Genomic DNA, 26,825 nt, shown 5'->3' with positions numbered 1-26,825 from the left:
CGACGAAGTGCCCTCCGGTGGTGGCCGTGCGGGCCGCCTCGACCACCTGTTCGCGCTGTTCGCGGTGATACCGTGAACGCGACAAACGTCCCGTCGACCGACAGTGAGTGGCCAGCGTTGGTGTCCGAGTCCGTTGTGAGTGAGGCCGAGTCTCGTAAAGGACTTCCGCGCACCAAGCGCGGCGAACGCACACGCGCCGCGCTGATCGCCGCGGCGCGCGAGGTATTCGAGCGCGACGGATACCTCGATGCCAAGATCTCCGATATCTCCAAGGCCGCCGGGACGGCGTCGGGGTCGTTCTACACCTATTTCGACGGCAAGGAAGAGATCTTCGCGGCGGTGGCGGAGCAGGTGCAGGAAGAGATGCTGCACCCTCACGTTCGCGGGCGCACGGGCGTCACCGACCCGCGCGACCTCATCGAGGCGGCCAATCGGGACTACCTTCGCTCCTACAAGCGCAACGCGCGCCTGATGGCCGTGCTCGAGGAGGTCGCCCTGATCAACGAGGATTTCCGCGAGCTGCGGATGGAACGAGGCAAGGCTTTCGCGGAGCGCAACGCGAAGATGATCAGCGCGCTGCAGGAATCCGGCCGGGCCAGCGCGGACCTCGATCCCATGATCACCGCGCACGCCTTGTCGGTGATGGTGAGCCGGATGGCCTACCTGGTCTTCGTCCAGAATCAGCGCATCCCGTTCGAGAAGCTCGTCACCACCCTGACGCAGCTGTGGGTCAACGCGCTGCAGCTCGAATCGGACTGATATATCGCGCAGGGTGGGCAGCGTTGATAAGCGATCGTTCGAAGGAAAGACCGCCATCGGTGTCGTTCCTGGTGAGCGAGGGAGCGGGATTCGTGTCCGGCCAGGTCGTCTATGTGGCCGGCGGACCTCGGGACAAGGACGGAAGGACAGCGACCGATGAAAGTATTCCAGGGCTTGGCCGAGATGGAGAAGGCCATCGGAACTCACCTCGGATACAGCGACTGGTACACCGTGACCCAGGAGCAGATCGACCGTTTTGCCGACGCGACGGGCGATCACCAGTGGATTCACGTGGATCCGGTGAAAGCGGCGACGGGACCGTTCGGCACGACCGTCGCCCACGGATTTCTTACGCTGTCTCTCATTCCGATGCTGTCCCGGCAGATCTATCGCGTCGAAGGGTTGTCGATGGGCGTCAACTACGGCGCCAATAAGGTGCGGTTCCCCGCGCCCGTTCCCGTGGGGTCCCGGCTGCGCGCGGGAGTCGAGTTGCTCTCGCTCGCGCCTGCGAACCTGGGATTCCAGGCGGTCAGCCGCGTCACGGTCGACATCGACGGCGCCGCCAAGCCCGCGTGTGTCGCCGAGACGGTCGCGGTGCTGGTGCCTTGATGAGCGACCGTAACCGCGAGGATCTGCCCGGCTTGGACCTGGATCGCCTGGCGGCATGGCTGGCCGATGTCGAGCCGGATCTGCTCGCAGGGCCGCTCACCGGCCGCCTGATCGCAGGCGGGAAATCCAACCTGACCTACGAGATCAGCGACGGTAGGTCGGCGTGGATCGTGCGGCGGCCCCCGCTCGGTCACGTGCTGGCAACCGCACACGACATGTCCAGGGAATACCGGGTGATGACCGCGCTGGCCGGCACCGGCGTACCCGTTCCCGCCACCTACACGCTCTGCGAGGATCCCGATATCCTCGGCGCGCCCTTCTATCTGATGGAGCGGGTGATCGGGACGCCCTACCGCACGGCGGCCGAACTCGCAGCGATCGGCGCCGACCGGACGCGAACCATCTCGACCGGAATGGTCGACGCTCTGGCCGCTCTGCACGCCGTCGATCCCGCGGCAGCCGGACTCGCGGATTTCGGACGTCCGAGCGGATTCCTGGTGCGGCAGGTGCACCGCTGGAAGAAGCAGTTGGACGCCTCCTACTCCCGGGAACTGCCGGGTGCGGACGCGCTGTACGGGAGGCTCGCGGCCCACCAGCCTCCGCAGTCTCCGGATGGAATCGTCCACGGCGACTACCGGCTCGACAACATCCTGATGGACTCCGAAGACCGCGTGGTCGCCGTAATCGATTGGGAAATGGCCACTTTAGGTGATCCGCTCACCGATGTGGCGCTCCTGCTGCTGTATCGCCGCCTCGGCGAGATCGGCGTCACCGGTGTCAGCGACGTGGCGCTCGCGCCCGGGTTCCTCACCGAGGCCGAACTGCTCGACCGCTATGCCGAACACAGCGGCCGCGACCTCGCGCACTTCGGTTTCTATCTGGGGCTCGCCGCCTTCAAACTCGCGGCGATCCTCGAAGGCATCCACTACCGCCATCTCCACGGGCAAACCGTGGGATCCGGCTTCGAGACCGTGGGATCCGGGGTCGAACCGCTGTTGCGCATCGGGATCGAAGCACTCGAGTAGAACAACCGATGACCGGCACACTCTCGACGCCCCCGGTGAGACCGTCGTGGGCGGGCGCCGGTCGGCTCGGCAGCCGGGCAGATCGCGCGCGTCGTCGGCATTGCGGGGCGGACCCGGCAATGGGCAAAGTTGAATCTGAAGTCGAATTCAAATACGGTGCGTAGGCAGCCGTCAGTCAGTACGAGGAGTCGCCATGTTCGAGCTCTCGGAGCGATCTCGCCGATACCGCGAGGATCTGCTCGCCTTCATGGACGAGCACGTCTACCCCGCGGAGGCGGTCTACCACGCACAGATGACGGAGTCCGGTGATCCGCACTTCCACCCGCCGATTCTCGAAGAACTCAAGACGGAAGCGCGCAAGCGCGGTCTGTGGAATCTGTTCCACCCGCACCCGGAGTGGGGTCCGGGCCTGACGAATCTGGAGTACGCGCCGCTCGCCGAGATCATGGGACGAAGCGCGCATCTGGCGCCGGAGGCGACCAACTGCAACGCTCCCGACACCGGGAACATGGAAGTGCTGACGCTGTTCGGCACGCCCGAGCACAAACAGACGTGGCTGCGTCCGCTGCTGGACGGCGAGATCGCCTCGGCGTTCGCGATGACCGAGCCGGCGGTCGCCAGCTCCGATGCCACCAACATCGAGCTGCGCATGCGGCCCGACGGCGACGAGTACGTGCTGAACGGCCGAAAGTGGTGGACCTCCAACGCCTTGCACAAGAATTGCAAGGTCCTCATCGTGATGGGCAAGACGGATCCGGATGCGCCCGTGCACCGTCAGCAGAGCATGATGGTCGTCCCGATCGACACCCCTGGCGTGACGGTCCTGCGCAACCTGCCCGTCTTCGGGTATCAGGACCGGGAAGGGCACGCCGAGGTGGTGTTCGAGAACGTCCGAGTGCCGCGCACCGCGCTGCTGGCCGGTGAGGGCGACGGGTTCATGATCAGCCAGGCCCGGCTCGGGCCGGGACGGATCCACCACTGCATGCGAGCGATCGGCATGGCCGAACGGGCGCTGGACCTGATGATCGACCGAGCGCAAGCGCGGACGACGTTCGGCGCGCCGCTGGCCGACCGCGCCAACATTCAGGATTGGATTGCCGAGTCCCGCATCGAAATCGAGATGGCGCGGTTGCTGACACTCCAGGCCGCCTATCTGATGGACACCGTCGGAAATCGCAACGCGCGGGTCCAAATCGCCGCGATCAAGGTGGCCGCGCCCCAAGTCGCGCTGAAGGTGATCGACCGGGCCATCCAGGTCCACGGCGGTGGTGGCGTCTCCGACGACTTCCCTTTGGCGAACATGTACGCGCATCTGCGCACTTTGCGTCTGGCGGACGGGCCGGACGAGGTGCACAAGCGCACGATCGCCCAGATGGAGTTGCGCCGCCGCGACCCTTCATGGGGCAAGCGACCGTAGCCGGACAGGACGAAGCGGCACAACCCACTTCAAGAGGAGGAACGTATGGCCGAGCCCTGTGTGGTGGTGGCGACCATGATCGCGAAGCCGGGCCAGGAAGAGCTGGTGGAGCGGACGTTGCGGACGGCCGCGCCCGCGGTGCACTCCGAGCCGGGCTGTCTGCTCTACGCACTGCATCGACGGATCGGCGAACCCGGTCGATTCGTGATGATCGAGAAATGGGCGTCGAAAGAAGCGCTGCGCGCCCACGGCCAGAGCGCGGTGTTGCGTGAGGTCAACGAGGCCTTGGGCGACGCGCTCAGTCATCCGGCCGAGGTGCTGGTCTTCGACGCGCTGCCCGCGGGCGATTCCGAACTGGGAGCGCTCTGACGCACGAACGACTGCCCGGCACGATGTTCACCGGAGCGAATATCGGAAAGTTCGTGCTAATGCTCTGAATTGGATGCGTCCGGGCTCGCGTTCTCGGCCAGCACGATGTCGGTGGATTCCTTGGTGCTCGGGCTCATTCGGGGTGCCCTTCGTTGTTCTCGCTGAACAGGTGCTTGCGAGCGTAGATCGACGGAACGCCGAACTCACGACGGGCCGAGAGCGGCCCACAGCCGCTCGATGGTGTCCGCCGCGTCGCGGTGCAGGACGCCGGTGAGCCCCGCGTGTTCGGCCGCGACGATGTTCTGTGGCAGGTCGTCCACCATTACCGTGGCTCCCGGCTCCACATTCAAACGGGCGCAGGCGATGTCGTACGCGCGCCGCGATGGCTTGCGTACACCGATCTCGCCGGAGATGGTGACGGCGTCGAACATCGAAGCGAGGTCGAATCCGGCGTAGCAGTCGTCGCCGAGTGAGTTCGACAGCAGCCCCACACGGAATCCCGCATTCCTGACTTCGGTCACCAGCTCGATCATGGCGCTGTCGGCTCGCAGGCCGGACTGAATGCGGTGAACGAGCCCGGCTCCGTCCACCTCGACCCCGTGCGCACGCAGCCGCGCCGCGAAGCCCTGTTCGAACTCTCGCTCGCCGATGCGTCCCTCCTCGTGGGCGACCAGCAGTGCCCGGGCCTCCACGTCATCGCTGAACAGGCGCAGCGGTAGGCGGGGATCGCAGCCGATCGACTCGCCGAACTCTCGGAACGCCTCGAAGACGCTGGACGTCAGCACACCCCCGAAGTCGAACAGCACGGCGGTCGCCCGGTGCTCGGCGGGTACGGAGGTGGGACCGGTCATGAGAGTTCCTTTCCACTCCGCGCCGCCGGACGCGGCGTCACGTTGTCGAATGCGTGCAGTTGTCGGCGGCGCGGCCGAGCACTGGGCGATGTCCGGCAGCCGAGCATGCTTTCGCAACCCGAGCATAGTTGAATCTGAGTTCATGTTCAATATCAAACGCTGGGCTAACCGCATGAGGCGCCGATGAAGAGCGGCCCCTACGCCTAGCCGTATCTTGAACGTGACATCGGATTCGGGTAACTATCGAAGTCGACTTTTCAGCACCACGAGATATCGGAGCAGTCTCTTGACCACGGTCTCCCCGCGGAGTGCTCGTCTGACCTTCCGCGCCCTCGAGCCGATCCACGGCATGATCTACTTCACCCCGCACGGCCCCGAGATGTATCGCGACCTCGGTCTGACGGATCCGCGGATGATGTACTTCGCCTCCAGGTCCGCTGCCTTCGGTCCGGTGGCGGCCGATGTCACCGTCGCCGCGTTCTTCAACTTCAATCCGGCCGCGGTGCGTGTCGCCCTGCCTGCCGCGTGGGAAATCGCATCTCCCGCAGCGATCTTGCGCGCTAGGTTGCTCGCCGTGGACCGTTCGCTGCGGCAGGCGTGGAACGGTGACATCGCCGACGCCGACGTCCGCGAGGCCGCCGGTTTGGCACGGCGTGCCGCCGAACGCGCTCGCGAGCGGCCCCAAGGGCGCGCGCTGTTCGCGGCCCATGCGGCGCTGCCCTGGCCCGACGAACCGCATCTGGTGCTCTGGCACGCGCAGACACTGTTGCGGGAGTATCGAGGTGACGGCCATGTGGCGCTACTGGCGACGGAGGGACTGGACGGTATCGAAGCACTGATCACGCACAGCGCGACCGGCGAGGTCGCCGCCGAGGTACTGCGCCTCGGCCGATCCTGGAGTGAGCAGGACTGGGCATCCGGCGTCGACCGGCTTCGTGCCCGCGGGTGGTTGGCGAACGGCGCTCTCGCTCTGAGCGAGCACGGCGCCGCCCGGCGCAGGGCGATCGAGGACAGGACCGACGAGCTTGCGGTCTATCCGTACGAGGCGATCGGCGAAGACGGGTGCGCACGTCTGCGCGCTCTGGCCTCGTCGTTGGCGGTTCGGGTCATCGAAGGCGATCTGGGATTTCCGTCCGTGCTGTCGGAGCGCTACCGGCAGGCGATCCAGGCCGAATCTCGATGAGCCGGGCGAAGGTGGCCGCGGTGCGGCCGGAGATCAGCCGGGTACTCGCGGTCCCCGCCGCGTTCATCAGGGAGATTCCGCCGGAGTTCGAGGACGGCAACCGGCACATGAACGTGATGCACTACTTTCGTCTGCACGGCGAGGCGATGTGGCAGCAACACCGTGCGCTCGGCTACACCGAGTCCGGGAAGTTCGGTCTGTTCGCGATGGAGCAGCACGTCGCCTACTACCGGGAAGTGCTGGTGGGACATGAGGTCTCGGTGCACGTCTGCGATCTCGGGCGCACCGACAAGGTCGCGCGCGGTATCTCGTATCTGGTCAATCGCACCGTCGGCGAGGTCGCGAGCTCGTTCGAGTTCCTGAGCATGAACGTCGATCGGGTGTCTCGCCGCCCGGCGGAATTCGCCGACACGGTCGCCGCCGCCCTGGACGAATCAATCGCGCGCGCTCGATCGCTTGGTTTCGGCCCCGACGACGGGGTGCTCGAATTGCGTCCCTCGCTGGTTCGCGAGCGGGACTGAACAGCTCCGGCCGAGCTCATCGGCTCGACTGGAGCAATACCTCGAAATTCCTCTCGGAGAGTGGCATTCGTGCCGCGAAAGTCATCGGTGGACGAGTGGGTGGAGGACGTCCCTACCCGAATTGATGCCAGGGTATCCGGGCGCGGGCGAGTTCGGACTGTTCGTCGGCGGTGAGTGGTGCACGCCCGCTTGCTTTGGCCAATGTGGTGGTGCGGTCCCAGCCAAGGCGCGTGGCGGCTGTGCCGACACCGAGAAAGTCGGTGACGGCGGCTGCGGCCGCGGGTGTGGTCCAAGCGGGGGTGCTGAGGGCGTTGGCCAGGTCGAGGCCGTGCAGGGCCAGTTCCACGACGCGGGTGAGCAGGAATTCTCGCAGAGTCATGCCGTCGCCCCATCGAGTGACGAGGAGCCGCTCGGGCGGTTGTCCGGCGATGGCGCGCAGAGCGCGGCGGCGTTGATGGTCGAAGGCGGCGACGAGCGCCGCTGTATTCGGATGTGCGGCTGCGGCGTCCTGGGCCGCCGACACGCGTGCGGCGTTGGCGGTCGCGTCGAAGATGCGCGGGTGGTAGTAGCCGGCGGCATCGAGGTTCGCGCGGGCGGGCGGGGGAGCGGCCAAGCCGTCGGGGACGCGAGCGATCGCGGCTGTGACGTGCGCGATGAGTTCGGCGACTGTCCATGGTGGGCATGGGGTTGGCAATGTGAACTGGTGTGCCGTCAGTGTGGCGGTGGCCCGCACCCAGGCGGTGCACTCCTCGTCGAAGGCCCGGGCCACGAGGTCATCCGTAGGCGCGTCAGGCATCGACCGGCCCTCGGCGCTTCGTGCGACGCAGTGTCGCGAAGACCGCGAGGGCGGCGGTGATCGCGAGGGTTGGATGCACGATGCGGTCGCGCATGTCGACCGGGATGACGCCGAGGATGGCGTCGCCGCCCACGATGCCCAGGGCGGTTTCGATCGCGTAGAGGATTCCGACTGCGGTGACGACCGGGATGGGTCGGGTGCGCAGCCCGGCGAGCAGGGTGATACCGACTACCGCTTGCAGGGCCGCGCGCCATCCCGATCCAGGAAGGGAGAATGCCGGAGCGCCGAGCAGCGTGGTGAGCGACCGGATGAGAAGGAACAGTCCCACGACGGAGCAATACCACTGTGTGGCAGTCATCTCCGCTGATCTTCGAAAGGTATGGGCAACCACGAGACTCCTTATTGCCATGGTGGCAGTAACTGTATTGCTTATACTGCCACTGTGGCAATAGCGGAGGTGAAACGGCGTAGGCGCACCGTGGCGGAGGCTCGTGCGGAGATTCTGGGAGCGGCTGGCGCGCTGCTGCGTGAGCAGGCATCCGAAGCGGTGACCGTGAGCGCGATCATGGCCCGGACGACATTGTCGCGGAAGTCGTTCTATGTGTACTTCCCGGATCGGGTCGCATTGCTGCGCGAACTACTCGCTCCGTTGCGCGCCGAGACCGATGCCGCCATCGCCCGGTGGCGCACTGCAGCCGATCCCCGCCCGGCCGCGCGTGCCGCGTTGGAATCGGCTGCGCGGATGTATCAATGCGACGGCGCCCTGTTGCGCACCCTGGCCGTGGCCTCGCAGCGGGACGCGGAGGCCGCCCAGTTGTGGCAGGAGTTCCTGGCTCCACTGGAAGAGGTTGCGGCCGAGACGATCACGCGAGCCGACGAGCGGCTTCCCGCTGTGTCGGTTGCCCGGGCCCTGGTCGCGATGAACGTGCACTATCTGCTCGACGAGGTCGTCGGCGCCGCACCCGAGTCGGTGGACGCGGCCGTCGACACGGTCGCCGTCATCTGGGAGCGCACCCTGTATCCCCACGACTGAGACGGCGGTCGTTTTCGGCTCGACATGACCAACCCCAGAATGACCAGCAGGCCCAGGACCTATCGGTGCGGTGTCCGCGCAATCTGCGGCGCGCTGCCGGAATTCGGCTATCGCCCCTCCGGGGCGCTCAGGGCAGGTACCCGACCAGAGCCTCGCTGAGACGACGCGCCGCCTCACACGGTTTTCGGGGTGCATCGGGCTCGGCCGGACTGCTGGAGATCCCGCTGTTGTCGATCACCTAGGCCGCGAAGGCGGACTGGGCCTGCGCCGGAGCGGGGGACATCAGCGCCGCACCGGCGAGGAGGGCGGCAGGCGCGGGTCACCCCTTCGGTCAGCCGCGCACGTGCAGCCCGAAACCCGTGCGGCCCGAGGGCTCCAGCCCTTCCTTCAGTTGCAGCGAGGGGATCTCATAATCACCGAAGTTCTGCCGCCGGAACGCGATCGGCTCGGTCGAATCCAGGGTGAGCAGGCGTTGCTGCCAAGCCTTGGCGACATCCGGGTAGTCCTCGCCGGTCATCCGGTCGGTCCCGTACAGCACGAACGGCGGCAGCACTTCGATGCCCGGGTAGTAGAGGATGCCGTGGTGGATCGGGAACAGTAGATCCTCGATCGGGCCGTTGATGCCGCGGGCGGCGTAATGCGACTCCGGGCCGCCGGCGGTCACCGACAGCAGAGCTTTCCTGCCCGCGAGTGTGCCTTCGCCGAAGCGCTCACCGTACTTCGTGTCGTTGTGCTCGCCGACGCCGTATGCGAAGTGGTAGGTGAACACGCGGTCTACCCAGCCTTTGAGGATCGCGGGCATCGAGTACCACCACAGCGGGAATTGGAAAATGATCATGTCGGCCCACAGCAGTTTCTCCTGCTCGGCCGCGACGTCCGGGGTAAGCGTCCCGGCGTCGAAGGCCCGGCCGGAGTCCAGGGCGACCTTCAGCGGACTCGAGGCGTGGGGCCCGTAGTCTGCGGCGTCCACGACCGCCTTCCAGTTCATCGCGTACAGATCGCTCACTCGTACCTCGTGCCCGGCTGTCTCCAATGTGGACACAGCGAGGTCCTTCAGCGAGCTGTTGAGCGACTTCGGCTCGGGGTGGGCGTAGACGATCAGCGCCTTCATGGGAACTCCTTCGGATCAGGTGCCTTCGATCCTGAGCACCGCTGCGCCTGGTGTTCAGTGACGCTTCTTCCGTCGGACGGGACTTCCTGGTAACGGCAGGACCACCTTCGCGAGCACCACCGCGGCCATACTGGGGACGTGGACGATCTTGCGGGCTACCTGCGGACCCGGCGTTCCCGGGTCGACCCGGCGACCGCCGGCATTCCCATCGACAGGCGCCGCCGGGTCGAAGGGCTTCGCCGCGAGGAGGTCGCGCACCTGTCCGGGGTCAGCGTCGACTATTACGTGCGCCTGGAGCAGGGCCGCGCGACCCAGCCTTCCGAGCAGGTCCTCGACGCGCTCGCTCGCGTCCTGGGCCTCGATGAGACCGAACGCGGGCACCTCTACCGGCTCGCCCGGCAGCGCCGCCGCCGCGCGAAGGCGCCGAGCGGGCGGGTCCGACCGGAGCTGCTACGCGTCCTCGACCTGGTCGCCGACGCACCCGCGCTGATCATGGACCACCGCATGGACGTGCTCGCCGGAAATCGGCTCGCCGGCCTTCTCTACGGCCGACCGATGCCGGGCCTGAACACCGCCCGGCACATCTTCCTCGAGGAGGCCGAGCGCGGCCTCTACGCCGACTGGGAGAATTGCACCCTCGACGTGGTCGGGCACCTGCGCCTGGCCGCAGGCAAATACCCCGAGGACCCCCGCCTGGCCTCGCTTATCGGTGAGCTGGCGATGGGCAGTGAGCGCTTCCGCCGCCTCTGGGCCCGCGCAGACGTGCGCGCCCGCACGCATGGACGCAAGGCGTACCGACACCCGCTGGTCGGATTGCTGGAACTGCATCAGGAGAACTTCGCACTACCGGACGAAACGGGCATGGAGCTGCTGGTGCTGTCCGCGCTCCCCGGCAGCCCCGCCGAGGACGGGCTGCGTCTGCTCGCGGGGCTGGACGCGGACAGCGGTGACACGCAACCCACGATGAACGCTCAGGTTCGCGAGTAACTCAACGCCGGCCCCCGGAAACACCTTAGCTGGCTGCGAGTTGGACCAGTCCGATGTCGTTGCCGCCGATCCCCACGGTGACGAGCGTGGTGTCGGGAGTGAGCGCCTCGTACTGCGGCGCCACGGAAGCTCAGGGTGCTATCCGAGGAAGTTTCGGGAGGCGAGTGGGGAGCTGAGTCGGGCCCGGAGATGCACTTGATCATCGCCGGGCCCAACACTTCAGTCTGAAGCAGCCGTCACCCCCATAACCCGAGAATGCGCGGATTCGACGAGTCGGCCGCTATCCGCCTCCATGTCGGCCTGTCGGGCCGGCTTCACTTCAAGTGCCGGGCGAAGAACCGGTTTGCCTCCTCTCCCGCGAACTGCGGGACGCCGGTGTGCCCGCCCATGTTGGCGTGCAGCGTCTTCTCCTTGGAGCCGAAGGCGTCGAACAGGTCCAGGGCCATCTGCCGGTCGTTTCTCTCGTCGTCCCACTGCAGCAGGACATGCAGTGGAATAGTGACCTGCCGGGCCTCCTCGAATATGGCGCGCGGCACGAAACTTCCGGCGAACAGAACGGCGGCCACGATGCGCTGCTCGACCGCCGCCAGCCGGGTGCCGATGGAGATCACCCCGCCCGAATACCCGACCGGCCCGCCGATCTCGGGCAGCGCGAGAAGGGCGTCCAGGGCGGCCCGCCATTCTGGGACCGCCTGGTCGACCAGCGGGAGGACGAGCCGGTCGACGATGTCGTCGGTGACCGGCTCGCCAGCCCGTAGCACCCGGTGCAGGTCGGCGCGGACCTGCTCGGCGGCAGCCGAACGGGGCCGGTCACCGCTGCCGGGGAGCTCGATGGTGGCTGCGGCGAAGCCCTCCGCCACGGAGTGCCGGGCCCGGGCAATCAGTCGGGGGTACATCTTGTCCAGTCCGCCTGGGTGGCCGATCAGGATCAGCGGTGCCGGCGCGGATGCTGATCCGGGCGTCCACAGGACGCCGGGGATCTCGCCAAGGGTGAATTCGCGCTCGAGGATATCGTCGTCGAGGCGCTGTTCAGAAATGAATTGCACGGTGGTGCCTTTCGGGAGTGCTCTTGAACGGCGCTCCCGGACGATCTATCGCCCGACCGTGACCCCAGAGGGGAGCACCCATGTAGATACTGTGTTCACGGGTACCACCTCCTCGTTCACTTGCACGGCTTCCGGAAGGCTAGCAGTGGTCGCCGCGGTCGACCAACAGGTTTTGCGGAGGCTCCGGGGCCGGTGCCGCGGAGCCGCTCGCTTACGGTGTCCGCCGTGTCTGGTGACGAGGGTGCTGCGGTCGAACGGAGCTCAGTCGGCGAGATAGCGCAGCATCACTGCGGTGTCGAAGTGCCTCGTCTCGACCAATCGGAGCTGGATGCGCTTGTCCAACGATGGGAACAGCGGTGTGCCGCCGCCGAGCACCACGGGCAAGACGAACAGTTGATACTCGTCGATCAGCCCGTGTGGTATCAGCGAAGCCGCGAGGCTCGCGCCACCGATCTCCATGACGCCATCGCCTCCCGCCTTGAGCCTGCGGACCTCCTCGACCGCGTTCTCGCTGATCAACGTGCTGTTCCAGTGGACCTCGGTGAGCGTCCGGGAAAAGACGACCTTCGGCTTCTCCGTCCAGAGCCTGCTGAACTCCCGCTCGATGCGCGGCGCGTCCGCGGGCACATGCGGCCAGTACTCGGCCATCAGCTCGTACAGGCGACGGCCGTGCAGCGAGACCTCGATTTCGCGGTAACGGTCGTTGTGAAACTGGTGTAGCTCCTCGTCAGGGTTGGTCCAGTCGATGCTGCCGTCGCGGTCGTTGATGTAGCCGTCCAGGGACACGCTGAACCCGTAGATCAGTTTCCTCATGACGGGGTAGACGACAGCGAGTTGCGCAGATCCGTGATGGTGGCGCGGCGCTCGTAGGCGATCCAGGCGAAGATCGCGGCAAGCACCAAAGGGAAGATTCCCATCAAGGGCTTGTCGGCGATGAAAGCCTGCGTCGCTGCGGCGAGCACGGTGAGAACGGACAGACCTGCGGCAGCCAGGGCACTGAGCCGTGGCACCATCAGGCCGATACCGCCCGCCACCTCCGCAACTCCGATGAAGACGAGCAACCCGAGGGGGATGGTCAGATTCTCGGGGGCGTTGTCCGTCAGGGCGCTCGGCATAACGAGTTTCGGCCCGCCGGAGGCGATGATGAAGAACAGGCCGAGCAGGATCTGCAGGGCCCACAGGACGCGGTTGCGGACCTTGCCGGGACGGTCGGTGACGTCGCTGGAGAAGTTGGTGGTGGGGTTGGCGGTGGTCATTCCTGGTCCTTCTGGTTGGTGCGCCGCGTTGGCAGCGCGTTCACCGGATAGGACGGAGCACCGTCGGAGAACTCATCGCTGTCCACGAAGATTCTCCGGACCGCTTTACGTGGAGGAGTTTTGCTTCGATAGTGCGAGATCGTGGGTCTCACTCCGTTGATACCGCATGCGAGTAGTCCGCTACGCGGCGGTTCGTTCTGGGCGTGGCGACGAGAGTCATTCGTCGACGTTCGTTGTCTCGCGATCGCGTAGTCGGCTACTCGTGCCGACAGTTCGTGACCTGGGCATGATGGCCGGTGTGCGATAGCCGAGATCGACCGGTCGACGTACGCCTGCGAAATGAAGACCGACGCCGCGATCGAGTAGTGAAATGGTGCTCATCCATAATGCCACGCATGCGACGTGTTTCCAGCTCACGTTGGTCGAAGAATTCGCCCTGCACAGCGGCGACCGCCGACTTTCCATTCCGCACGCGGCGGAGCGGGTGCTGACCTATCTGGCACTGCTGAACCGGCCGGTCTCTCGTGGCCGCCTCGCCGGCGCGCTGTGGCCGGAGTGCGCTGATCACTGCGCGGCGCAGCGTTTGCGAACCGCCCTGTGGCGCTTGCGCCGTATCCAGGACGCGGTCGTGGAGATCAACGGCGACCGTCTTCGCCTCCATCCGGACGTGGTCGTCGATCTGGCGTATCTGACCGAATTGGCGCAGAAACTGGTTCACCAGCCGTGCTCGGAGGATCTCGCGCGCGTCCCGCTGCTGCTGGATCGCGCAGCGCTGCTGGCGGACTGGGACGAGGAGTGGGTGGTCGTCGACCGGGAACGGTACCGATTGGCCTGGGTCGCGGCGCTGGAAGCGGCGGCCGAAGCCTTGCTGGAGCGTCGGCAGGTCGGCGCCGCCCTGATGGCCGCGTCGGCGGTGGCGGCGGCGGAGCCGCTCCGGGAAAGCTCCCGCAGGATTCTGATGCGAATCCATCTCGCGCAGGGCAACAAGATCGACGCCCTTCGGGAATACCGGCGATACCGAGACCTGCTGTGGGCCGAGTTCGACACCGGGCCGTCGCCGGAATTCGACGAACTCCTCCTCCGCGTCCAGAAGTGCGACGCCCCGGCGGTCGAGTCGCTCCGGAATCGCTGACACGAGTCGCACGGGCGCGGTGACGATAGACGACGAACACTGTCGGGCACTGCCGCGCTGGGCGAAACGCTGAGGTGACGGTGGTGTGACGCGCCTGAGGAACACTCCGCCAGTAGCGGACATGACCACATCAACCTCTGTTTCCAGGCGGTTGCACCATGAATTCTCGTGAACAAGTCCAAGCGGCGTGGTTGAAGCAGATCGGGGCCGCCGCAGAACGTTACGTCGCGACCGAGACCAAGCGCGAAGACATCAAGCAACGTCGCAAAATGAAGGACAGTCCGGTTGTCGACTCTCCGGAACAGATCTGCGCTCGGGCGCAGCGGCTCGCGACCAGCGGCGAGATGCCGGTCGAGGCCATGATCGAAGTCGGCCGGATCGAGCCCTCCGACCGGGTCACGACGCTCGAGCGGATCATCGGCGCCAGCAACGAACTCCAACCGGCCAACTTCCTTTCCCGCGGTGCTCGCACGGCGGCGTCGGTCGCGCGGATCTCGCTGAGCCGCAACGGCCGAGAAGTACCGCTGGGCACCGGGTTCCTGGTGTCGCCCCGGCTGCTGCTGACCAACAATCACGTACTTCCCGACCAGGACACCGCCCGGCAGGTCGTGATCGAGTTCGGCGCCGAGACGACGATCGACAACGACCCTCGCCTTCCTGCGCGATTCCGTCTCGACCCCGACTTCTTCGTCACCGATGAGCACCTGGATTTCACTTTGGTGCCGGTTCGTCCCGGCGCCGACGGCAAGCCGCTCGGCGACGCCGTCGGCTGGTGGAACCGGCTGATCATGGACCAGGGAAAGATCGTCATCGGTGAGGCGATGAACATCGTCGGGCACCCGATGGGCAGGCTCAAGGAGATCGGCATCCGCCGCAACCAGCTCGACTTGCAGCTCGATGACTTCCTGCATTACTCGACCGACACCGAACCGGGGAACTCCGGCTCGCCGGTCTTCAACGACCAGTGGGAGGTCGTCGCGTTGCACCACTCCGGCGTTCCGCGCACCGACGAGCAAGGGCGGATTCTGCGCCGTGACGGCACAGTCTGGCACGAGGGCGACGGTGACGACGCGATTGCCTGGAGGGCCAACGAGGGAGTGCGCATCAGTGCGATACTCACGCACCTGGCCGGACTGCAGCGCTCGGCGCGCGACCAGGAGTTTCTCGCCGAACTCGGTCCCAACGCCGGGCCGGTCGGCGGACCATCGGCGATCCGCCCCCGCCTCGCACCTGCCGAGGACCGCACCGAACTGATAGGTCCGGCTTCGGCGCCGCGTGAAAGCACGGAACTCCGCCACGGCGTCACCGCCCGAGCAGGCGCCTTCGGCGGCACACGTCACCTGCTGTTCCTGCACGGCCGCAGCCAGCATGGTCGCGATCCCGAACTTCTGCGCCGCGAGTGGACCGCCGGCCTCAACAAGGGCCTCACCCTCGCCGGGCTCAGCACGTTCGATCCCGCGGATGCCTTCTTCCCGTTCTACGGCGACCGTTTGGCAGCCCTGCTGCAGCCCACGGAGGAAACGGCACTCGCGCCCGAGACCATGGCCGTCGATCATGCGCTGGCAATGGCGCCGACGACGCCGCAGGCTCGCCGTCTGTACGAACAGATCCTGCAGAACGCGGCCGCGGACGCGGGCATGCCCGCCGAGGACGGGCAACCGGCCGACCGGGTCGAAGCGGAAGGACTCGGTTCGATCGGCAGCGCGATCGCGAGCAGGCTGCAGCGGCAGCTCAGCTGGCTGGCCGCCCGTACCGACCTGGACGAGCTCATCATCGCCCAAGTCTTCCGGGACGTCGCTTCGTACCTCGCCGACGAGCAGATCCGGCAAGCGGTACTCGACTGTGTCCTCGAGACCGCTCCCGCATCGGGACGGCTCACCCTCGTCAGCCACAGCCTCGGCACCGTGGTCGCGATGGATCTGCTCACCCGGCTCCAGCCCCAGCTCGACGTCGCCGTGCTGCTCACTCTCGGCAGTCCCCTGGGGCTGGACGCGGTTTACAACAAACTCCTGGTCCCAGGACCGCACCGGCCGGAGCGTGTCGGCGACTGGCTGAATGCCTGGTCCGTGGTGGATCCGATCACCATCGGATGCCCGCTGCGCCATATCTGGAAGGGACAGCTGCGGGAGATTCCCGTCGACAATCCCAAGGAACGGGCCCACAGCATCGCTGAGTACCTTGCCCATCCAGCTGTCGCGCAAGCCATCCACAACGGTGTCGCGCCGACGACGGGACCATGACGGTAGCCCGTGGTTCGTGATGGTCCGGCACCCGCGTGACACGTCGGACGCGGCCGGTGAGAGCGGCGGTGCCAGGGCCATCCCGGTCACTTGCTCAACCTGGCCGTCAGGTGCGGAACGGTGGCGAGCGAGTTCGCAGTCGTCGGCAATGACCGAGTTTGTGCCTGAGGACTGCGCGGATACTTCGCGGAGTTGCTGGAACTTTATTCCAGCAGGATTTCTACCGGCTGCTCACATTCGTGTTCGATGTCGGCGGACCGGTGGCGGATGGCTGTCGGTGCCGCCAGAGTCGTCCCCAACGGTATGAGCTTCCCGCACCGGTTAACGCAATGTGGATTGCCGACGGATATGTGTGGGCGCTGGGTGCGGCGACGGCCTAGCGAAGAGTTCAGCGTGGCCCAGCAGGTCCATCCACCTGGTCGGGGTCACCGTTGCGACCACTATCGGGCTGACCTTCGGTGCCTGCTCTCTCGCTTGCACTCTTTCCCACTCGGCGCGGTTTGACCATGCGCCGAATACCGGCGGCCGGAGCATCGTCACCAGCTCGTTTCCGCCGCAACGCGTCGAGATCGATGACACTGGCATCAGGCTCGGCACTGCCCGGATCATCCTTCGGAGCGGGGTGCCGCGCCGCGCCGGGGTCGACCGGCCACCACCCTGTCTCCCGCTGCAGTTCCGATCGCAGTACGGGCTTGGTCGGTGCAGGATCATAGACGGAGCCACGGTCCGAGCGTCGAGTCTTTGGGAGACGTTCGCCGGCCTCTTCTGCCACGCGCCGCGGGCGACGTGGTAGTCGGGTGACTTTCGACGTGCCGTCTCCCGCTCCGGGAGTCTCCACAGCCTTCATCCCTTCTTCCTGTTTCCGCGCGACCGTTCCAGCTCGTCGTACCCCTTCCGGCTGGGCCCTGGCAAGGGTTCCGGTGCGTCGCTCACGTCCGTATTCTCCCTCAATAGGTAAACCGCTGGGCACCGGAGCCAGGCCCGGGCCGCCGCGAGACTGGCGGGTATACCGGAATGTTGTTGCGCACGCAGCTGTGCACGACCGCGCTGCCACACGGTGGTGATCGCATCCGGCAGACCTTTCAGGCCATCGCACACCCGCGACACCATGACCGTCGTCGGCCACGCAAGGACCTCCCGATCGATGTCTCGCCGCCCTCTTGCGCAACCGCGGCGGGAGCGCGACGGTGTGAGTGTGCCCCCCGCCGGGCTCGTCGGACAATGCGACGGACCGACCGATCGTTGGGAGGAAAAATGGCGAACAGGTGGACCGAGCAAGACATACCAGCCCAAAAGGGACGACTAGCGGTCGTCACAGGCGCCAACAGCGGGCTGGGGTTCGAGACGGCCCGAGCGCTCGCGGCGCACGGCGCGTCGGTGGTGTTGGCGGTTCGGGATGTCGACAAGGGCAAACACGCCGCAGACCGTATCGCCGGTGCCGTTCCCGGCGCGGACACCACCATCCAACAGCTGGACCTGACCTCGCTGGCATCTGTACGCACTGCTGCCGAACAGCTGAAATCCGCTCACGCCACGATCGACCTCTTGATCAACAACGCCGGGGTGATGTACCCGCCGAGACAGACCACCAGCGACGGGTTCGAGCTGCAATTCGGGACCAATCATCTGGGACACTTCGCGCTCACCGGGCTGCTGCTGGACAGAATGCTGCCGGTGCCGGGCTCGCGGGTGGTCACGGTCAGCAGTGTCGGGCATCGAATCCGGGCGCGAATCGACTTCGACGATCTGCAAGGCGAACGGTCCTACAACCGGGTGGCGGCCTACGGCCGGTCCAAGCTGGCGAATCTGATGTTCACCTACGAACTGCAACGTCGTCTGTCCGGCAACGGCAAAACGATCGCGGTCGCGGCACACCCCGGTGCCGCGAACACCGACCTCATGCGCAACATGCCCACTGCGCTGCGTGCGCTCGTGCCTGTCATCGCGCCCATCGTCACGCAAAGCCCAGCGATGGGGGCCTTGCCGGTCCTCCGCGCGGCCACCGATCCCGGCGTGCTGGGCGGTCAGTACTACGGGCCGGGCGGATTCCTGGAGACCCGCGGCTACCCGAAGATCGTCGAATCGAGCGCCCGATCCCATGACATGGCGATTCAGCAACGCTTGTGGACGGTCTCGGAGGAACTGACCGGAGTCACCTTCCCCGTCTGATCGTCACCGCACGGCCGGAAGGTCGTTCGACGAAGAACCTCCCCAGGCCTGTCCACGCACCTCTAGCAGTACCTGCACTGCTGCACCGCGCCGGCGGGGGCGGCCAGGGGCTGCCCCAACGACGCGGCGACGAGACAGATTGCAGCACAAGTTGTCCCGGTATCGCTTGCCGTATCACAGGTTAGGACGTTCATCCGACACTCGCACAGTGCCACAACTAGCTGCAGGAATGTGGCGTAGTGGAGAGATCGTGGCTATCGCAATGGGATCAGATGCGCGTGATCGCGGGGTCGCCCCTCGTCATGGACGTGCGTGATGCCTCGCCGAATTTCGCTGGTGGAGTGTTCGATCTTCGACAGGTCACGCGAGCGTGAGGAGCGCAGCTGCCACGGGACGCCGGTGACCGTTACCGCGGGTTGAAACTGGGCGGGCGGTCAAGGCTCCGTCGTCCACTTGATGCCTGATCAGACGGAGTGAGCCTGGAACTGCATCGTTTCCTGGGTTGACCTGCTGCTGCGCCGCAGGGGGATGTGGCTGAATCGAAGCTCAGGCCGGCGGGTTCGTAGGATGCCGCCGATGGGTCTCGGCTACCTGCTCGGCCGCGGCAAGATGGTCGCGCACCACGTCAGCCAGTGGATGGTCGCTGCCGAGGGCTCGCGTCGTCTGGTCGAACATTGTCTCGAAGAGTTGCACGGCCTCCTCGAATCGGCCTGCCGCGTGATAGGCGAGCGCGAGTCCGTTGACCGAACGCGCGGTGAGGGAGTCGTCGGGGCCGAACTCCTGCTGGTCGATGTTCGCCTCGTACAGGGGAATGGCTTCCTCGAATCGGCCTGCGGCTCGGAGGGTGTCGGCAAGCGCGTTGCGGGTGCTCCGGAGCCGTGGATGGCCGGGAAGAGCGCGGTGGTACTCGGCGAGATTCGTCTTGAACAAGTCGATCGCGGTGTCGAGGTGACCGGCTGAGCGGTACGCGGCCGCGAGGTTGTCGCGAGAGGCGAGGGTGGCGTGGTGGTCTGGTCCGAGGACGCGCAGTCGGTCGGTCAAGGTGGTTCGGTGGTTGGTGAGGGCGTCATCGATGCGGCCTGCCGCGTGGTAGGCGGCGGCGAGGTTGTACCGGTAGGTCAAGGTGTCGGGGTGGTCGAGACCGAGTTCTCGCGCGCTGGCGGAGACGTTGGCCTCCAGCAATGGAATGGCCCGTCCTGGTTGCCGCACTCCCAGGGCGTCGGCGAGGTTGTTGCGCGCCTTCAGGGTGTCGGGATGGTCGGGACCGAGAATCCGGAGGCGATCACGCAGGGAGGCTTCCTGTATGGCGATCGACTCGTCCCAGCGTCCGGACGCGCTGTAGGCGATGGCGAGCCCGCCCTGAGTGAGCAGGGTGATCGGGTGGTCGGAACCGAGTATCCGGGGAAAATCGGCGATATTCGCTTCGAAAAGTGCGATGGCGTCCGCGAGCCGCCCGGCCGTCTGCAAGGCACAGGCGAGGTTGTGGCGGGTTATGAGTGTGTCCGGGTGTTCCGGCCCGAGGACCCGCAGCCGCTCGACGAGGTTTGCTTCGCCGAGACGGACGGCGTCGTCGGCTCTGCCGATGGCCTCGTAGATCTCGGCGAGATTGTTGCGGCAGGCCAGCGTGACGGGATGATCACCTCCGAAGATCCGCATGGCGTCGTCGAGGTTCTTCCGCAGCAGCGGGACGGCCTCGTCGGTGCGTCCTGCCGCCCCGTAAGCGCGGGCGAGTTTGTGCAGGCAGAGGAACGAATCGACGTGATCGGCACCGAGTACCCTCAGGTAGACGGGCAGAAGATCCTCGAAGATGGCGATCGCGTCCGCGAGGTGACCCGCCGACAGGTGGACCTGAGCGAGCCCGCCGCGAAAGTTGAGGGTCTGGTACGCGTCCGCACCGAATACCTGCTGGCTGTGCGCGATGTTCTCGGTGTGCAGGGCCCTGGACTTGTCCAGGAACCCGGCCTGGAGGTACGTGTCCGCCAGTTGAAAGCGCATGGCCAGCGTGACGGGATGGGCAAGTCCGAGAACCTGCCCGGCGTCGGTCAGGTACGCCTCGAGCCGGGCGGCTGCTTCATCGAGCCTGCCGCAGGCGGCGTGGGCCCGGGCCAGTAGATATCGGGCAGTGAACGTATCGGGATGCTCGCCGCCGAGGATCTGCTCGCTGGAGATGACGACATCCTGCGCGAGGGTCAGCGCTCTGGCGGTGTCGGCGGCCTCGGTCAGCTGCTCGACGGCCCATCTGCGAACGGCGATCATTGCCGCGGCATGTTTTCTCGTGCTGTTGTGCACCATTCCGGTGTCCCACAGCGCGTCGATCTGATCGACGAGATGCGCGCCGTCCTGCCGGCGCGCCCACGCCTGCGAGGGCGGAAACGTATTTCGCATGATGATGGCGAGTGCGGACCGGACGAGTTCGACCGTGGACCGCGCGGCAGGAGCCCGATTACGAAGTGCCGCGGTCGCTCGCCGGAACAAGCTGATGGACTGCGTATTCGAACCGCGTTCGCGCAGCACGCGGCTCACGAGCCGGTGCATGATCAGCGCCTCGCCGGAAGTCGACCAGGACAGCAGGGAACCAGCCACACATCGTTCCAGTGCCTCGTCGATTCGCCTGGGGCTGGTGGCGAGCAGGGATCGGTGCACGCCACCGGGCGAGAGCATGGCCATCGCACCCAGAAGCCAGGCGACGTCGGCCGCGAGCTGGTAATCGCCGGTGACGCCCTCGGTGGTTTCGATGCACAACGAGATCGCCTGGACGACCGACCGGGGATAGTCGTGACCGGCGGTGCGCCGCAATACGGTCGGCAATGGGCTGTCGTGCAGCAGCTGCCGGTACTGCGCGTAGCCGAGGCGGCGACCGACCATCGTCGCGGCGGCGGCGGACAGTGCCAGCGGCAGGTCACCCAGGTCCTCGGCGACCTGATCGGCACCGTCGTCGCCGAGTCCGGTCGAGTCGGCGAGGTAGCGCACCGATTCAGGGCGAGTGAAACAGGTGACGTCGACCGCCTCGCCGAAGGCCGCGAAGGACCGGTCGACGCTGGTGATCACGATGCGCGTGCGGCCGCCGGTCGGCAACAGCTCCCGGAGGTGGTCGGCGTCGGTGGCGTTGTCGAACACCAATAGCGCCGCGACGGTGTCTCCGGAGAGGTGATCGCGTAACCGCCGGGCCGACACCGCCGAGTCGCCGTCGGGGTCGGCGACGCCCAGCCGCTGGGCGATATCGGCGAGTCCGGACAGTGTGCTGTCCGGCGTTTCGGCATTGACCCACCCCACCAGACCCTGTCCGGAATCGAACAGTGAGCGTGCGTGAGCGGCCGCCAGGTGGGTCTTGCCCGCGCCGCGCAGTCCGGTGACGACGACGGCCGCCGCAGGGCGCTCCAGTGCTCGACGCAGACGTGCCAGCTCGTCGCGGACGACGAATCGTGGTGGCTGCCGGGGGATCCGGCCGACGACTACCACGCTCGTAGCCGGAGACGACACGCGAATGCCTGCTGTGAGATAGATGTCGCGGGCGTGAACGTCGGAGAGCGTAGTGACGATATGGGTGGTCAGCGCGGGGGCGTCGGTCGAGGCCGCCGCGCTCAGCCGGGGTGTGACGAGTCACCGGCCCCCGCATCGATGTCCTCGATGTGGATATCCCCGCTGAATCGTCCGCCGTGCACCCGCACACCGGTGCCGGTTGCCGTGACGCGGCTGATCCGCAACGCGGCGGCCTCTACCATCTCCAGGTCGACGCCGGCGGCTCCCACGTCCGCTCGCGCTGCCGCGGAAATGAGTTCTGTTGCTGTGGTGAGTAATTCGTGGTCATCGGCGGCGCCGTACGCCTCCAGCGCGCCCGCGAGGGCTTCCCGTTCGGCGGCGGCGTCCGGGTCCGCCTCCACCTGTGCTAGATCCACATCGCGATAGCGGCGGGTGAGTAGACCCTTCAACGCCGCATACGCGTCGGTCACGGATTGCTTGGCAGTATCGGTGAGACCGGCGGCGGCGCCGACCGCGACCGCGGTGGCGACTATGGTGGCCGGGTCCATTCGAATTCCCCCTCTGTGGCGACTCGGACGAGTAGCTCAAGTGTGCACGATCGCGGCAAAGCCAACCTTTTCCGTGAATGATTCTGCGTGCTGCCCGGGGCCGGCCGCTGAGCATGCCGTTCCCAGCGATCACTGGAGACGGCACTTGCGCTCAGTTCAGTGTGAACGTCGCGCTACCCGAGATCAACGCTGCGGTGACACCGGCACGAGCCAAAAACCGTTGCGGCTGTTTGCGATTGGGAGCCATGCCCGGTTTGTCGGGCTGCCCGGCAACTCATCCCGGCCGCCGATCGGATATGCGGACTCGGATACCACAGCCCGGAGAAAGTCACCTTCCGCGCGACGGTTCGGTGTCGCGAAATTGGCGTTCCGGCACCGGGTTTCGTTGTCGATTGATAGCATTCGAGCCGCTGTCGGGCCACTGGATCGGGGGCGTTGATGGAGGTGGAGGACGTCCACCACGCGTACGGCAGACGGTCGGTGCTGCGTGGCGTCGACATAGTGCTGCCTCCGGGGACGCTGGTGGGCATCGTCGGTGAGAACGGGGCGGGTAAGTCGACGCTGCTGAAGGTTCTGTCCGGAGAGCTGCGACCGGACCGGGGGAGGGTCCGCCACCGTGGGCGGTTCGGTTACTGCCCTCAGCAGGTGATCCTGAACGACGCTTTCACAGTGCGTCAGCACCTGAACTTCTTCGCCGAGGCCTATGCGATCCCGGACCTGCGCCGCGCGGAGGAGACCATGGAGATCTTGCGTTTCGCGGAGTACGCCGGTGAGCGGGTCGGGACGCTGAGCGGCGGTACGCGGCAAAAGCTCAACCTGACGCTGGCGGTGATGCATGATCCACAGGTCTTGCTGCTGGATGAGCCGTATCAGGGTTTCGATTGGGAGACGTATCTGCGTTTCTGGGATCTGGTCGCGGAATTCCGTGACACCGACCGGTCGGTCTTGGTGGTCTCGCATCTGGCTCACGACACCGACAAGCTGGACCAGGTGTGGCGGTTGCGCGACGGCGTCTTACGAGGCGGACAGGAGAATGCCGGATGAGTGATCGTGTGCGCTTGTTCGTGATCGCCACGCGCTACGGTCTCATCGAGCACGCGCGTAACCGTTTCGCCATGCTGTTGGTGGCCTTCTTCCTTCCCATATTGATCACCGTGGTCCGCGTGGCCGTCACGGACCTCGAGGTGCCGTTCCGGCTTCGAGACACCGGTCTGGTTCTGCGCGCCAACGGTAACGAGCTCGCTCAGGTCAGCGGCGCCCTGATGGCGGTCTCGCTGATCATAGGGTTCATGATGTTCGCTGCCACTTTCAGCAGCGGCGCATTCGACCGGCGCCTCTCGATGGCGGGGTACCCCCGGGTCTCTTCGGGTTTGGCGAAGATCGCCTGCCTGGTGGTGGCCTCGGTGGTGGTTTGCGTGTACGCCACGGCGGTCATCTGCTGCTACTGGTCGCCGCGGCAGCCTGTCCTGCTCGCCGCGGCGCTTTTCGGCGCGGCGATGACATACGGGGCGCTGGGTGTGGCTTTCGGCGCGCTGCTGCGCCGAGAGGTGGAGGGGATGTTCGCCATCGCGATGATCAGCTGCTTCGACATGGCCGTACAGAACCCCATCGCCAGTGCTGGGGCGGACAGCGATTTCGTGCGCTGGCTGCCCTCCTATGGGGCCATGCAGGCTTCGACCACAGCCGGTTTCTCCGACGCCACGCCATTGACGGGATTCGCCGTACAACTAGCCTGGTTCATCGCGAGCGCCCTCGTCGGTCTGATCGCTTTCCATCGGCGCACCCGTTCCTCTCTTCGACCTACGATGTGGATGCGCATCTGGAGCCCGAAGGGGTCCGGACAGTCGGTGATGCACTGAGGATGCATCTCGCACGACCACACGGTGGAGGTGCGGGACTCTTGCCGACTGCGGGGCTTACGACAGCGTAGGAGCCGGTTCGTCGGCCGGGAGGTAGACCTCACGGCGCAAGCGTTCGAGATCCGGCGCTGCGACAGCGGAGGTCTGCGTATACCGATTGCTTTCACGCCCCCAGAGCCCCACGCTCGTAATGTTCACATACATCTCCGCGTAGTCCTTCCCCTGCCCCGCCAAGCCGGGAAGAACGCGCAGGAGCGCGGGGACGTAGTGGATTATCGCCTCGAGCTGGGCGCGCTGATCCGCCACTTGGCGCCGCACTTGGTCCACGGCTTCGTCGCGAGTGCAGCCGGTTTCGTGACAGACCGCCCGCACCAGGTTGTAGGGAACTCGGTCTGCCTCGTCCTGATCCAGTCCCACCAGGTCGTTCTCCACGAAGGTGACCCAAAAGGCGAGTTCCTCGAGACGGCGGATCACGGGGTGTTCGCGCAGCGTCGATGGCAGTTCCCGGTCGTGGTACACCTCCATGCAGGCGATGGCGGTTTCGATCCCACTGGTCGACATCCGCATCGGCAGGTAGTCGGCCGTGGAAGGGACGTAGCCACTGATGCGATGATGGGCTTCGCGTTCGGCGGCTTCGAACCACTCCTCGATGCCGTCGAGGAACCGCTTCTGCCAGCGGATGGTCCGGCCCTCGCGCAGGCGCGGCCATATGCTCGCCCAAGCCGTCGGAATCGCGCCGGGCCGCCACGGTTTCTCCGGGTCCTGGCGCAACGTCGCCACCATGCCACGTCGCAAGGCGGTCACGGCTTCCGGGTCCCTCAGCTGTGGATCCTCGAAAAGGTCATCCCAGGCGAGGACCAGCACGGCCATGCCGTAGGCGGTCTGTTCCCGGGCCTCGTTCGCCGCTGGGGCCAATGTTTGCGCCGGGATCTGGATCGCCCCCGTCCACCGGTGGTAGTCCGCCTCGGTAGAGGAGACGGCAAGGCCGGTGTCCACCAGCCAGTTCCGCAACCATCGCCCGAGCTGCGCCGGAAGCCCATCGCCGCGGGTTCGAGGCGGCTGCGTCGACCGCCGGGGGACCGCGCGACCAGGAGTTCGCCGGTCGAGTATGGACCGGGCGTAGGCGGTGATCGCGTGGCGAGCGCCCGGATCGACGGGCAGAGTGGCGAGCTGACCGGCGGCCCGGTCCATGAACTCATCAGCCACCGCTTGTGCTTCGTCCACGGCGCCGCAGGCGATGACGATCTCGCGGGCGCGCGCGGCTTGCTCGAGCGTCATTCTGCTCTGCAACAAGCGAGCAAGGCTTCTGTTGCGGGCGGCCGCGCGGATCACGGGCAGTGTGTAAATGCCCGCGGACAGATCCGCGTTGACGGGCTTACCCAGTTCTTCGGCGGTGGAGGTCAAATCGAGGATGTCGTCATACAGCTGGTAGGCCAGTCCGAAGTACCGGCCGAACTGGGCCGACGCCTGTTGCTGATCGTCGGGCCTGCCGGCCTGCATCGCGCCCACCCGGCATGCCAGCGAGAGCACCGCCGCCGTCTTGCCGTCGATCGCGTCCAGGTAGGACTGCTCGCCGCGGGAGGCCACGTAGAGGTCGGCGGCCTCGATCACCATGCCCGCGCACATCCGCTCACCGGCGATTGCCCCCGCCAGGACTTCCCGCCCGCCGAGTTCGGCCAGCATGCGCACACTTGTGAGCATCACGGAGTCCCCACCCAACACGGCCATATGCGAACCCCACACCACATTGGCACTGGGACGGCCTCGACGCTCGTATGCGTGATCGATGACGTCGTCGTGGTAGAGCGAGCCCAGATGCAGCAACTCGACGGCAGCGGCGGCGCGCACCGCCCGGTCGTCGGCCGGGGCCGCGGGATCGGTGAGCAGGTAGTACGACAATAGGGTCAATGTGGGACGGACCAAGCGGCGCGAGGTATCCGGGCCTTCCGCTGTGAGCGCCGCCAGTTCAGGCCTACCCTCCAGCCGAACGGGTCCGAGAACGTCACGGACCCGGTCCAGGTCCGCATCCAGATGGGGGAAGACAGCCGAATCGATTTCACGTGGCACGCGGGCACTCTCCTGACTGGTTGCATCGGTCATCCAGAACACCGCCGATCAATGGCAATGAGACACCATGTCGCTGCGGAACATGTTGGTATCGGCCGAAATTGAGGCCCGATCCGCAAGTGCGGTGCAGCTCGACCGGACATCGGGAGGGTGCGCCGCGCATCGAGCGATGCCCGATTTACAGCGGGAGTTGTTCCAGGAGGTCATGCTGCGCGAGACCGCCGCCGGTACCTGGATCGACGTTCACGCGGCGCGCTGGCAGGCGACGTTCACCTTCTACGCTGTCTTTCGGCCCGCAGATCGTTCGCGATCGTCGACCACCAGCAGGGCCTCTCCGCTGAGCGTGCTCTGGTGATGGCGCGGCCGT

25 protein-coding genes and 2 pseudogenes are annotated in these 26,825 nt (G+C 66.3%); 16 read left to right on the top strand and 11 right to left on the bottom strand.

What is annotated here, in order from left to right:
• Nucleotides 1-135: 135 nt before the first annotated feature.
• The 6 genes and pseudogenes from ACWESM_RS17185 (at nt 136) to ACWESM_RS17160 (ending at nt 4,179) form a co-directional block, all read left to right on the top strand.
• Nucleotides 136-759 (top strand): TetR/AcrR family transcriptional regulator, encoded by a 624-nt coding sequence (locus ACWESM_RS17185; protein WP_356964162.1) that lies wholly within the window; start codon nt 136-138, stop codon nt 757-759.
• 56 nt (nt 760-815) lie between these two features.
• Nucleotides 816-893 (top strand): annotated as a pseudogene (locus tag ACWESM_RS17180) (beta-ketoacyl-ACP reductase); the annotation flags it as partial.
• A 22-nt stretch (nt 894-915) separates the two neighbouring features.
• Nucleotides 916-1,368, top strand: coding sequence for a MaoC family dehydratase (locus ACWESM_RS17175; protein WP_397278414.1), 453 nt, complete (start codon nt 916-918; stop codon nt 1,366-1,368).
• Nucleotides 1,368-2,393 (top strand): phosphotransferase family protein, encoded by a 1,026-nt coding sequence (locus tag ACWESM_RS17170; protein WP_397278335.1) that lies wholly within the window; start codon nt 1,368-1,370, stop codon nt 2,391-2,393. The genes ACWESM_RS17175 and ACWESM_RS17170 overlap by 1 nt, the downstream gene beginning before the upstream one ends.
• Nucleotides 2,394-2,586: 193 nt before the next feature.
• Nucleotides 2,587-3,810 carry an acyl-CoA dehydrogenase family protein gene (locus ACWESM_RS17165; protein WP_355078148.1) on the top strand — a complete coding sequence of 408 codons (1,224 nt, stop codon included), beginning with the start codon at nt 2,587-2,589 and terminating at the stop codon, nt 3,808-3,810.
• A gap of 45 nt (nt 3,811-3,855) precedes the next feature.
• The gene (locus tag ACWESM_RS17160; protein WP_364425370.1) at nt 3,856-4,179 is read left to right on the top strand and encodes a putative quinol monooxygenase; all 324 of its coding nucleotides are present in this window, start codon (nt 3,856-3,858) and stop codon (nt 4,177-4,179) included.
• 203 nt (nt 4,180-4,382) lie between these two features.
• Here ACWESM_RS17160 and ACWESM_RS17155 read toward each other — a convergent pair whose 3' ends face one another.
• Nucleotides 4,383-5,030, bottom strand: coding sequence for an HAD family hydrolase (locus ACWESM_RS17155; RefSeq protein ID WP_452492526.1), 648 nt, complete (start codon nt 5,028-5,030; stop codon nt 4,383-4,385).
• A gap of 286 nt (nt 5,031-5,316) precedes the next feature.
• On the opposite strand from ACWESM_RS17155, the gene ACWESM_RS17150 reads away from it, so the two are divergent.
• Nucleotides 5,317-6,213 (top strand): SCO6745 family protein, encoded by an 897-nt coding sequence (locus ACWESM_RS17150; protein WP_397278333.1) that lies wholly within the window; start codon nt 5,317-5,319, stop codon nt 6,211-6,213.
• Nucleotides 6,210-6,734 (top strand): thioesterase family protein, encoded by a 525-nt coding sequence (locus ACWESM_RS17145; RefSeq protein WP_452492524.1) that lies wholly within the window; start codon nt 6,210-6,212, stop codon nt 6,732-6,734. Before ACWESM_RS17150 ends, ACWESM_RS17145 begins: the two co-directional genes overlap by 4 nt.
• A gap of 112 nt (nt 6,735-6,846) precedes the next feature.
• On the opposite strand, the gene ACWESM_RS17140 is transcribed toward ACWESM_RS17145, so the two are convergent.
• Together ACWESM_RS17140 and ACWESM_RS17135 are read right to left on the bottom strand one after the other, a co-directional pair.
• Nucleotides 6,847-7,503 (bottom strand): maleylpyruvate isomerase N-terminal domain-containing protein, encoded by a 657-nt coding sequence (locus ACWESM_RS17140; RefSeq protein ID WP_364425377.1) that lies wholly within the window; start codon nt 7,501-7,503, stop codon nt 6,847-6,849.
• Between the two features lie 19 nt (nt 7,504-7,522).
• Nucleotides 7,523-7,888, bottom strand: a complete 366-nt coding sequence (locus ACWESM_RS17135; protein ID WP_364425379.1) for a hypothetical protein — start codon at nt 7,886-7,888, stop codon at nt 7,523-7,525.
• A gap of 84 nt (nt 7,889-7,972) precedes the next feature.
• Here ACWESM_RS17135 and ACWESM_RS17130 point away from each other — a divergent pair, with 84 nt between their 5' ends.
• Nucleotides 7,973-8,563, top strand: a complete 591-nt coding sequence (locus tag ACWESM_RS17130; protein WP_355078141.1) for a TetR/AcrR family transcriptional regulator — start codon at nt 7,973-7,975, stop codon at nt 8,561-8,563.
• Nucleotides 8,564-8,894: 331 nt separating this feature from the next.
• Here the strand turns inward: ACWESM_RS17130 and ACWESM_RS17125 are convergent, their stop codons facing one another.
• Complete coding sequence (locus ACWESM_RS17125) at nt 8,895-9,674, bottom strand: NAD(P)H-dependent oxidoreductase (RefSeq protein WP_364425382.1); 780 nt, start codon at nt 9,672-9,674, stop codon at nt 8,895-8,897.
• Nucleotides 9,675-9,812: 138 nt separating this feature from the next.
• Here ACWESM_RS17125 and ACWESM_RS17120 point away from each other — a divergent pair, with 138 nt between their 5' ends.
• On the top strand, nt 9,813-10,661 hold the full coding sequence (locus ACWESM_RS17120) for a helix-turn-helix transcriptional regulator (protein ID WP_364425384.1): 849 nt from the start codon (nt 9,813-9,815) through the stop codon (nt 10,659-10,661).
• Between the two features lie 31 nt (nt 10,662-10,692).
• On the opposite strand, the pseudogene ACWESM_RS17115 reads toward ACWESM_RS17120, so the two are convergent.
• From ACWESM_RS17115 to ACWESM_RS17100, 4 genes and pseudogenes are all read right to left on the bottom strand, one after another.
• Nucleotides 10,693-10,791, bottom strand: a pseudogene (locus ACWESM_RS17115) (SGNH/GDSL hydrolase family protein); the annotation flags it as partial.
• 184 nt (nt 10,792-10,975) lie between these two features.
• Nucleotides 10,976-11,707 (bottom strand): dienelactone hydrolase family protein, encoded by a 732-nt coding sequence (locus ACWESM_RS17110; protein ID WP_364425386.1) that lies wholly within the window; start codon nt 11,705-11,707, stop codon nt 10,976-10,978.
• Nucleotides 11,708-11,968: 261 nt separating this feature from the next.
• A complete protein-coding gene (locus ACWESM_RS17105; protein ID WP_355078137.1) occupies nt 11,969-12,520 on the bottom strand; it encodes a dihydrofolate reductase family protein in 552 nt (183 codons plus the stop codon).
• A complete protein-coding gene (locus ACWESM_RS17100) occupies nt 12,517-12,963 on the bottom strand; it encodes a DoxX family protein (RefSeq protein ID WP_364425388.1) in 447 nt (148 codons plus the stop codon). Before ACWESM_RS17100 ends, ACWESM_RS17105 begins: the two co-directional genes overlap by 4 nt.
• A gap of 370 nt (nt 12,964-13,333) precedes the next feature.
• On the opposite strand from ACWESM_RS17100, the gene ACWESM_RS17095 reads away from it, so the two are divergent.
• The 3 genes from ACWESM_RS17095 to ACWESM_RS17085 all read left to right on the top strand — a co-directional run bounded on the left by ACWESM_RS17095 (nt 13,334) and on the right by ACWESM_RS17085 (nt 18,504).
• Complete coding sequence (locus ACWESM_RS17095) at nt 13,334-14,095, top strand: AfsR/SARP family transcriptional regulator (RefSeq protein WP_364425390.1); 762 nt, start codon at nt 13,334-13,336, stop codon at nt 14,093-14,095.
• A gap of 158 nt (nt 14,096-14,253) precedes the next feature.
• The gene (locus tag ACWESM_RS17090; RefSeq protein WP_452492521.1) at nt 14,254-16,335 is read left to right on the top strand and encodes a trypsin-like peptidase domain-containing protein; all 2,082 of its coding nucleotides are present in this window, start codon (nt 14,254-14,256) and stop codon (nt 16,333-16,335) included.
• A gap of 1,254 nt (nt 16,336-17,589) precedes the next feature.
• Nucleotides 17,590-18,504, top strand: a complete 915-nt coding sequence (locus ACWESM_RS17085) for an SDR family NAD(P)-dependent oxidoreductase (RefSeq protein ID WP_412807617.1) — start codon at nt 17,590-17,592, stop codon at nt 18,502-18,504.
• Nucleotides 18,505-19,050: 546 nt separating this feature from the next.
• Here the strand turns inward: ACWESM_RS17085 and fxsT are convergent.
• Both fxsT and ACWESM_RS17075 read right to left on the bottom strand, forming a co-directional pair.
• Nucleotides 19,051-21,984 carry an FxSxx-COOH system tetratricopeptide repeat protein gene (gene fxsT, locus ACWESM_RS17080; RefSeq protein WP_452492519.1) on the bottom strand — a complete coding sequence of 978 codons (2,934 nt, stop codon included), beginning with the start codon at nt 21,982-21,984 and terminating at the stop codon, nt 19,051-19,053.
• 101 nt (nt 21,985-22,085) lie between these two features.
• Nucleotides 22,086-22,532, bottom strand: a complete 447-nt coding sequence (locus tag ACWESM_RS17075) for a hypothetical protein (RefSeq protein ID WP_356964133.1) — start codon at nt 22,530-22,532, stop codon at nt 22,086-22,088.
• Nucleotides 22,533-22,970: 438 nt separating this feature from the next.
• On the opposite strand from ACWESM_RS17075, the gene ACWESM_RS17070 reads away from it, so the two are divergent.
• Complete coding sequence (locus ACWESM_RS17070; RefSeq protein ID WP_364425713.1) at nt 22,971-23,576, top strand: ABC transporter ATP-binding protein; 606 nt, start codon at nt 22,971-22,973, stop codon at nt 23,574-23,576.
• A complete protein-coding gene (locus ACWESM_RS17065; protein ID WP_364425403.1) occupies nt 23,573-24,391 on the top strand; it encodes a hypothetical protein in 819 nt (272 codons plus the stop codon). The genes ACWESM_RS17070 and ACWESM_RS17065 overlap by 4 nt, the downstream gene beginning before the upstream one ends.
• 57 nt (nt 24,392-24,448) lie before the next feature.
• Here ACWESM_RS17065 and ACWESM_RS17060 read toward each other — a convergent pair whose 3' ends face one another.
• A complete protein-coding gene (locus tag ACWESM_RS17060; RefSeq protein ID WP_452492518.1) occupies nt 24,449-26,458 on the bottom strand; it encodes a polyprenyl synthetase family protein in 2,010 nt (669 codons plus the stop codon).
• A gap of 67 nt (nt 26,459-26,525) precedes the next feature.
• Between ACWESM_RS17060 and ACWESM_RS17055 the strand changes: the two genes are divergently transcribed.
• Nucleotides 26,526-26,813, top strand: a complete 288-nt coding sequence (locus ACWESM_RS17055; protein ID WP_364425407.1) for a hypothetical protein — start codon at nt 26,526-26,528, stop codon at nt 26,811-26,813.
• The last annotated feature ends 12 nt before the right edge of the window (nt 26,814-26,825 follow it).

The sequence above is a fragment of the Nocardia sp. NPDC003999 genome, assembly GCF_053604885.1.
Note: the sequence above shows the minus strand (reverse complement) of the source record. Positions and strands in the feature narration are given on the sequence as shown.

Coding starts and splice junctions, on each gene's coding strand:
- ACWESM_RS17125 (WP_364425382.1), bottom strand. CDS start 9,674: ATGAAGGCGCTGATCGTCTACGCCCACCCCGAGCCGAAGTCGCTCAAC.
- ACWESM_RS17070 (WP_364425713.1), top strand. CDS start 22,971: ATGGAGGTGGAGGACGTCCACCACGCGTACGGCAGACGGTCGGTGCTG.
- ACWESM_RS17160 (WP_364425370.1), top strand. CDS start 3,856: ATGGCCGAGCCCTGTGTGGTGGTGGCGACCATGATCGCGAAGCCGGGC.
- ACWESM_RS17065 (WP_364425403.1), top strand. CDS start 23,573: ATGAGTGATCGTGTGCGCTTGTTCGTGATCGCCACGCGCTACGGTCTC.
- ACWESM_RS17135 (WP_364425379.1), bottom strand. CDS start 7,888: ATGACTGCCACACAGTGGTATTGCTCCGTCGTGGGACTGTTCCTTCTC.
- ACWESM_RS17170 (WP_397278335.1), top strand. CDS start 1,368: ATGAGCGACCGTAACCGCGAGGATCTGCCCGGCTTGGACCTGGATCGC.
- ACWESM_RS17105 (WP_355078137.1), bottom strand. CDS start 12,520: ATGAGGAAACTGATCTACGGGTTCAGCGTGTCCCTGGACGGCTACATC.
- ACWESM_RS17155 (WP_452492526.1), bottom strand. CDS start 5,030: ATGACCGGTCCCACCTCCGTACCCGCCGAGCACCGGGCGACCGCCGTG.
- ACWESM_RS17165 (WP_355078148.1), top strand. CDS start 2,587: ATGTTCGAGCTCTCGGAGCGATCTCGCCGATACCGCGAGGATCTGCTC.
- ACWESM_RS17095 (WP_364425390.1), top strand. CDS start 13,334: ATGGTGCTCATCCATAATGCCACGCATGCGACGTGTTTCCAGCTCACG.
- ACWESM_RS17075 (WP_356964133.1), bottom strand. CDS start 22,532: ATGGACCCGGCCACCATAGTCGCCACCGCGGTCGCGGTCGGCGCCGCC.
- ACWESM_RS17090 (WP_452492521.1), top strand. CDS start 14,254: ATGAATTCTCGTGAACAAGTCCAAGCGGCGTGGTTGAAGCAGATCGGG.
- ACWESM_RS17055 (WP_364425407.1), top strand. CDS start 26,526: ATGTCGCTGCGGAACATGTTGGTATCGGCCGAAATTGAGGCCCGATCC.
- ACWESM_RS17175 (WP_397278414.1), top strand. CDS start 916: ATGAAAGTATTCCAGGGCTTGGCCGAGATGGAGAAGGCCATCGGAACT.
- ACWESM_RS17100 (WP_364425388.1), bottom strand. CDS start 12,963: ATGACCACCGCCAACCCCACCACCAACTTCTCCAGCGACGTCACCGAC.
- ACWESM_RS17085 (WP_412807617.1), top strand. CDS start 17,590: ATGGCGAACAGGTGGACCGAGCAAGACATACCAGCCCAAAAGGGACGA.
- ACWESM_RS17145 (WP_452492524.1), top strand. CDS start 6,210: ATGAGCCGGGCGAAGGTGGCCGCGGTGCGGCCGGAGATCAGCCGGGTA.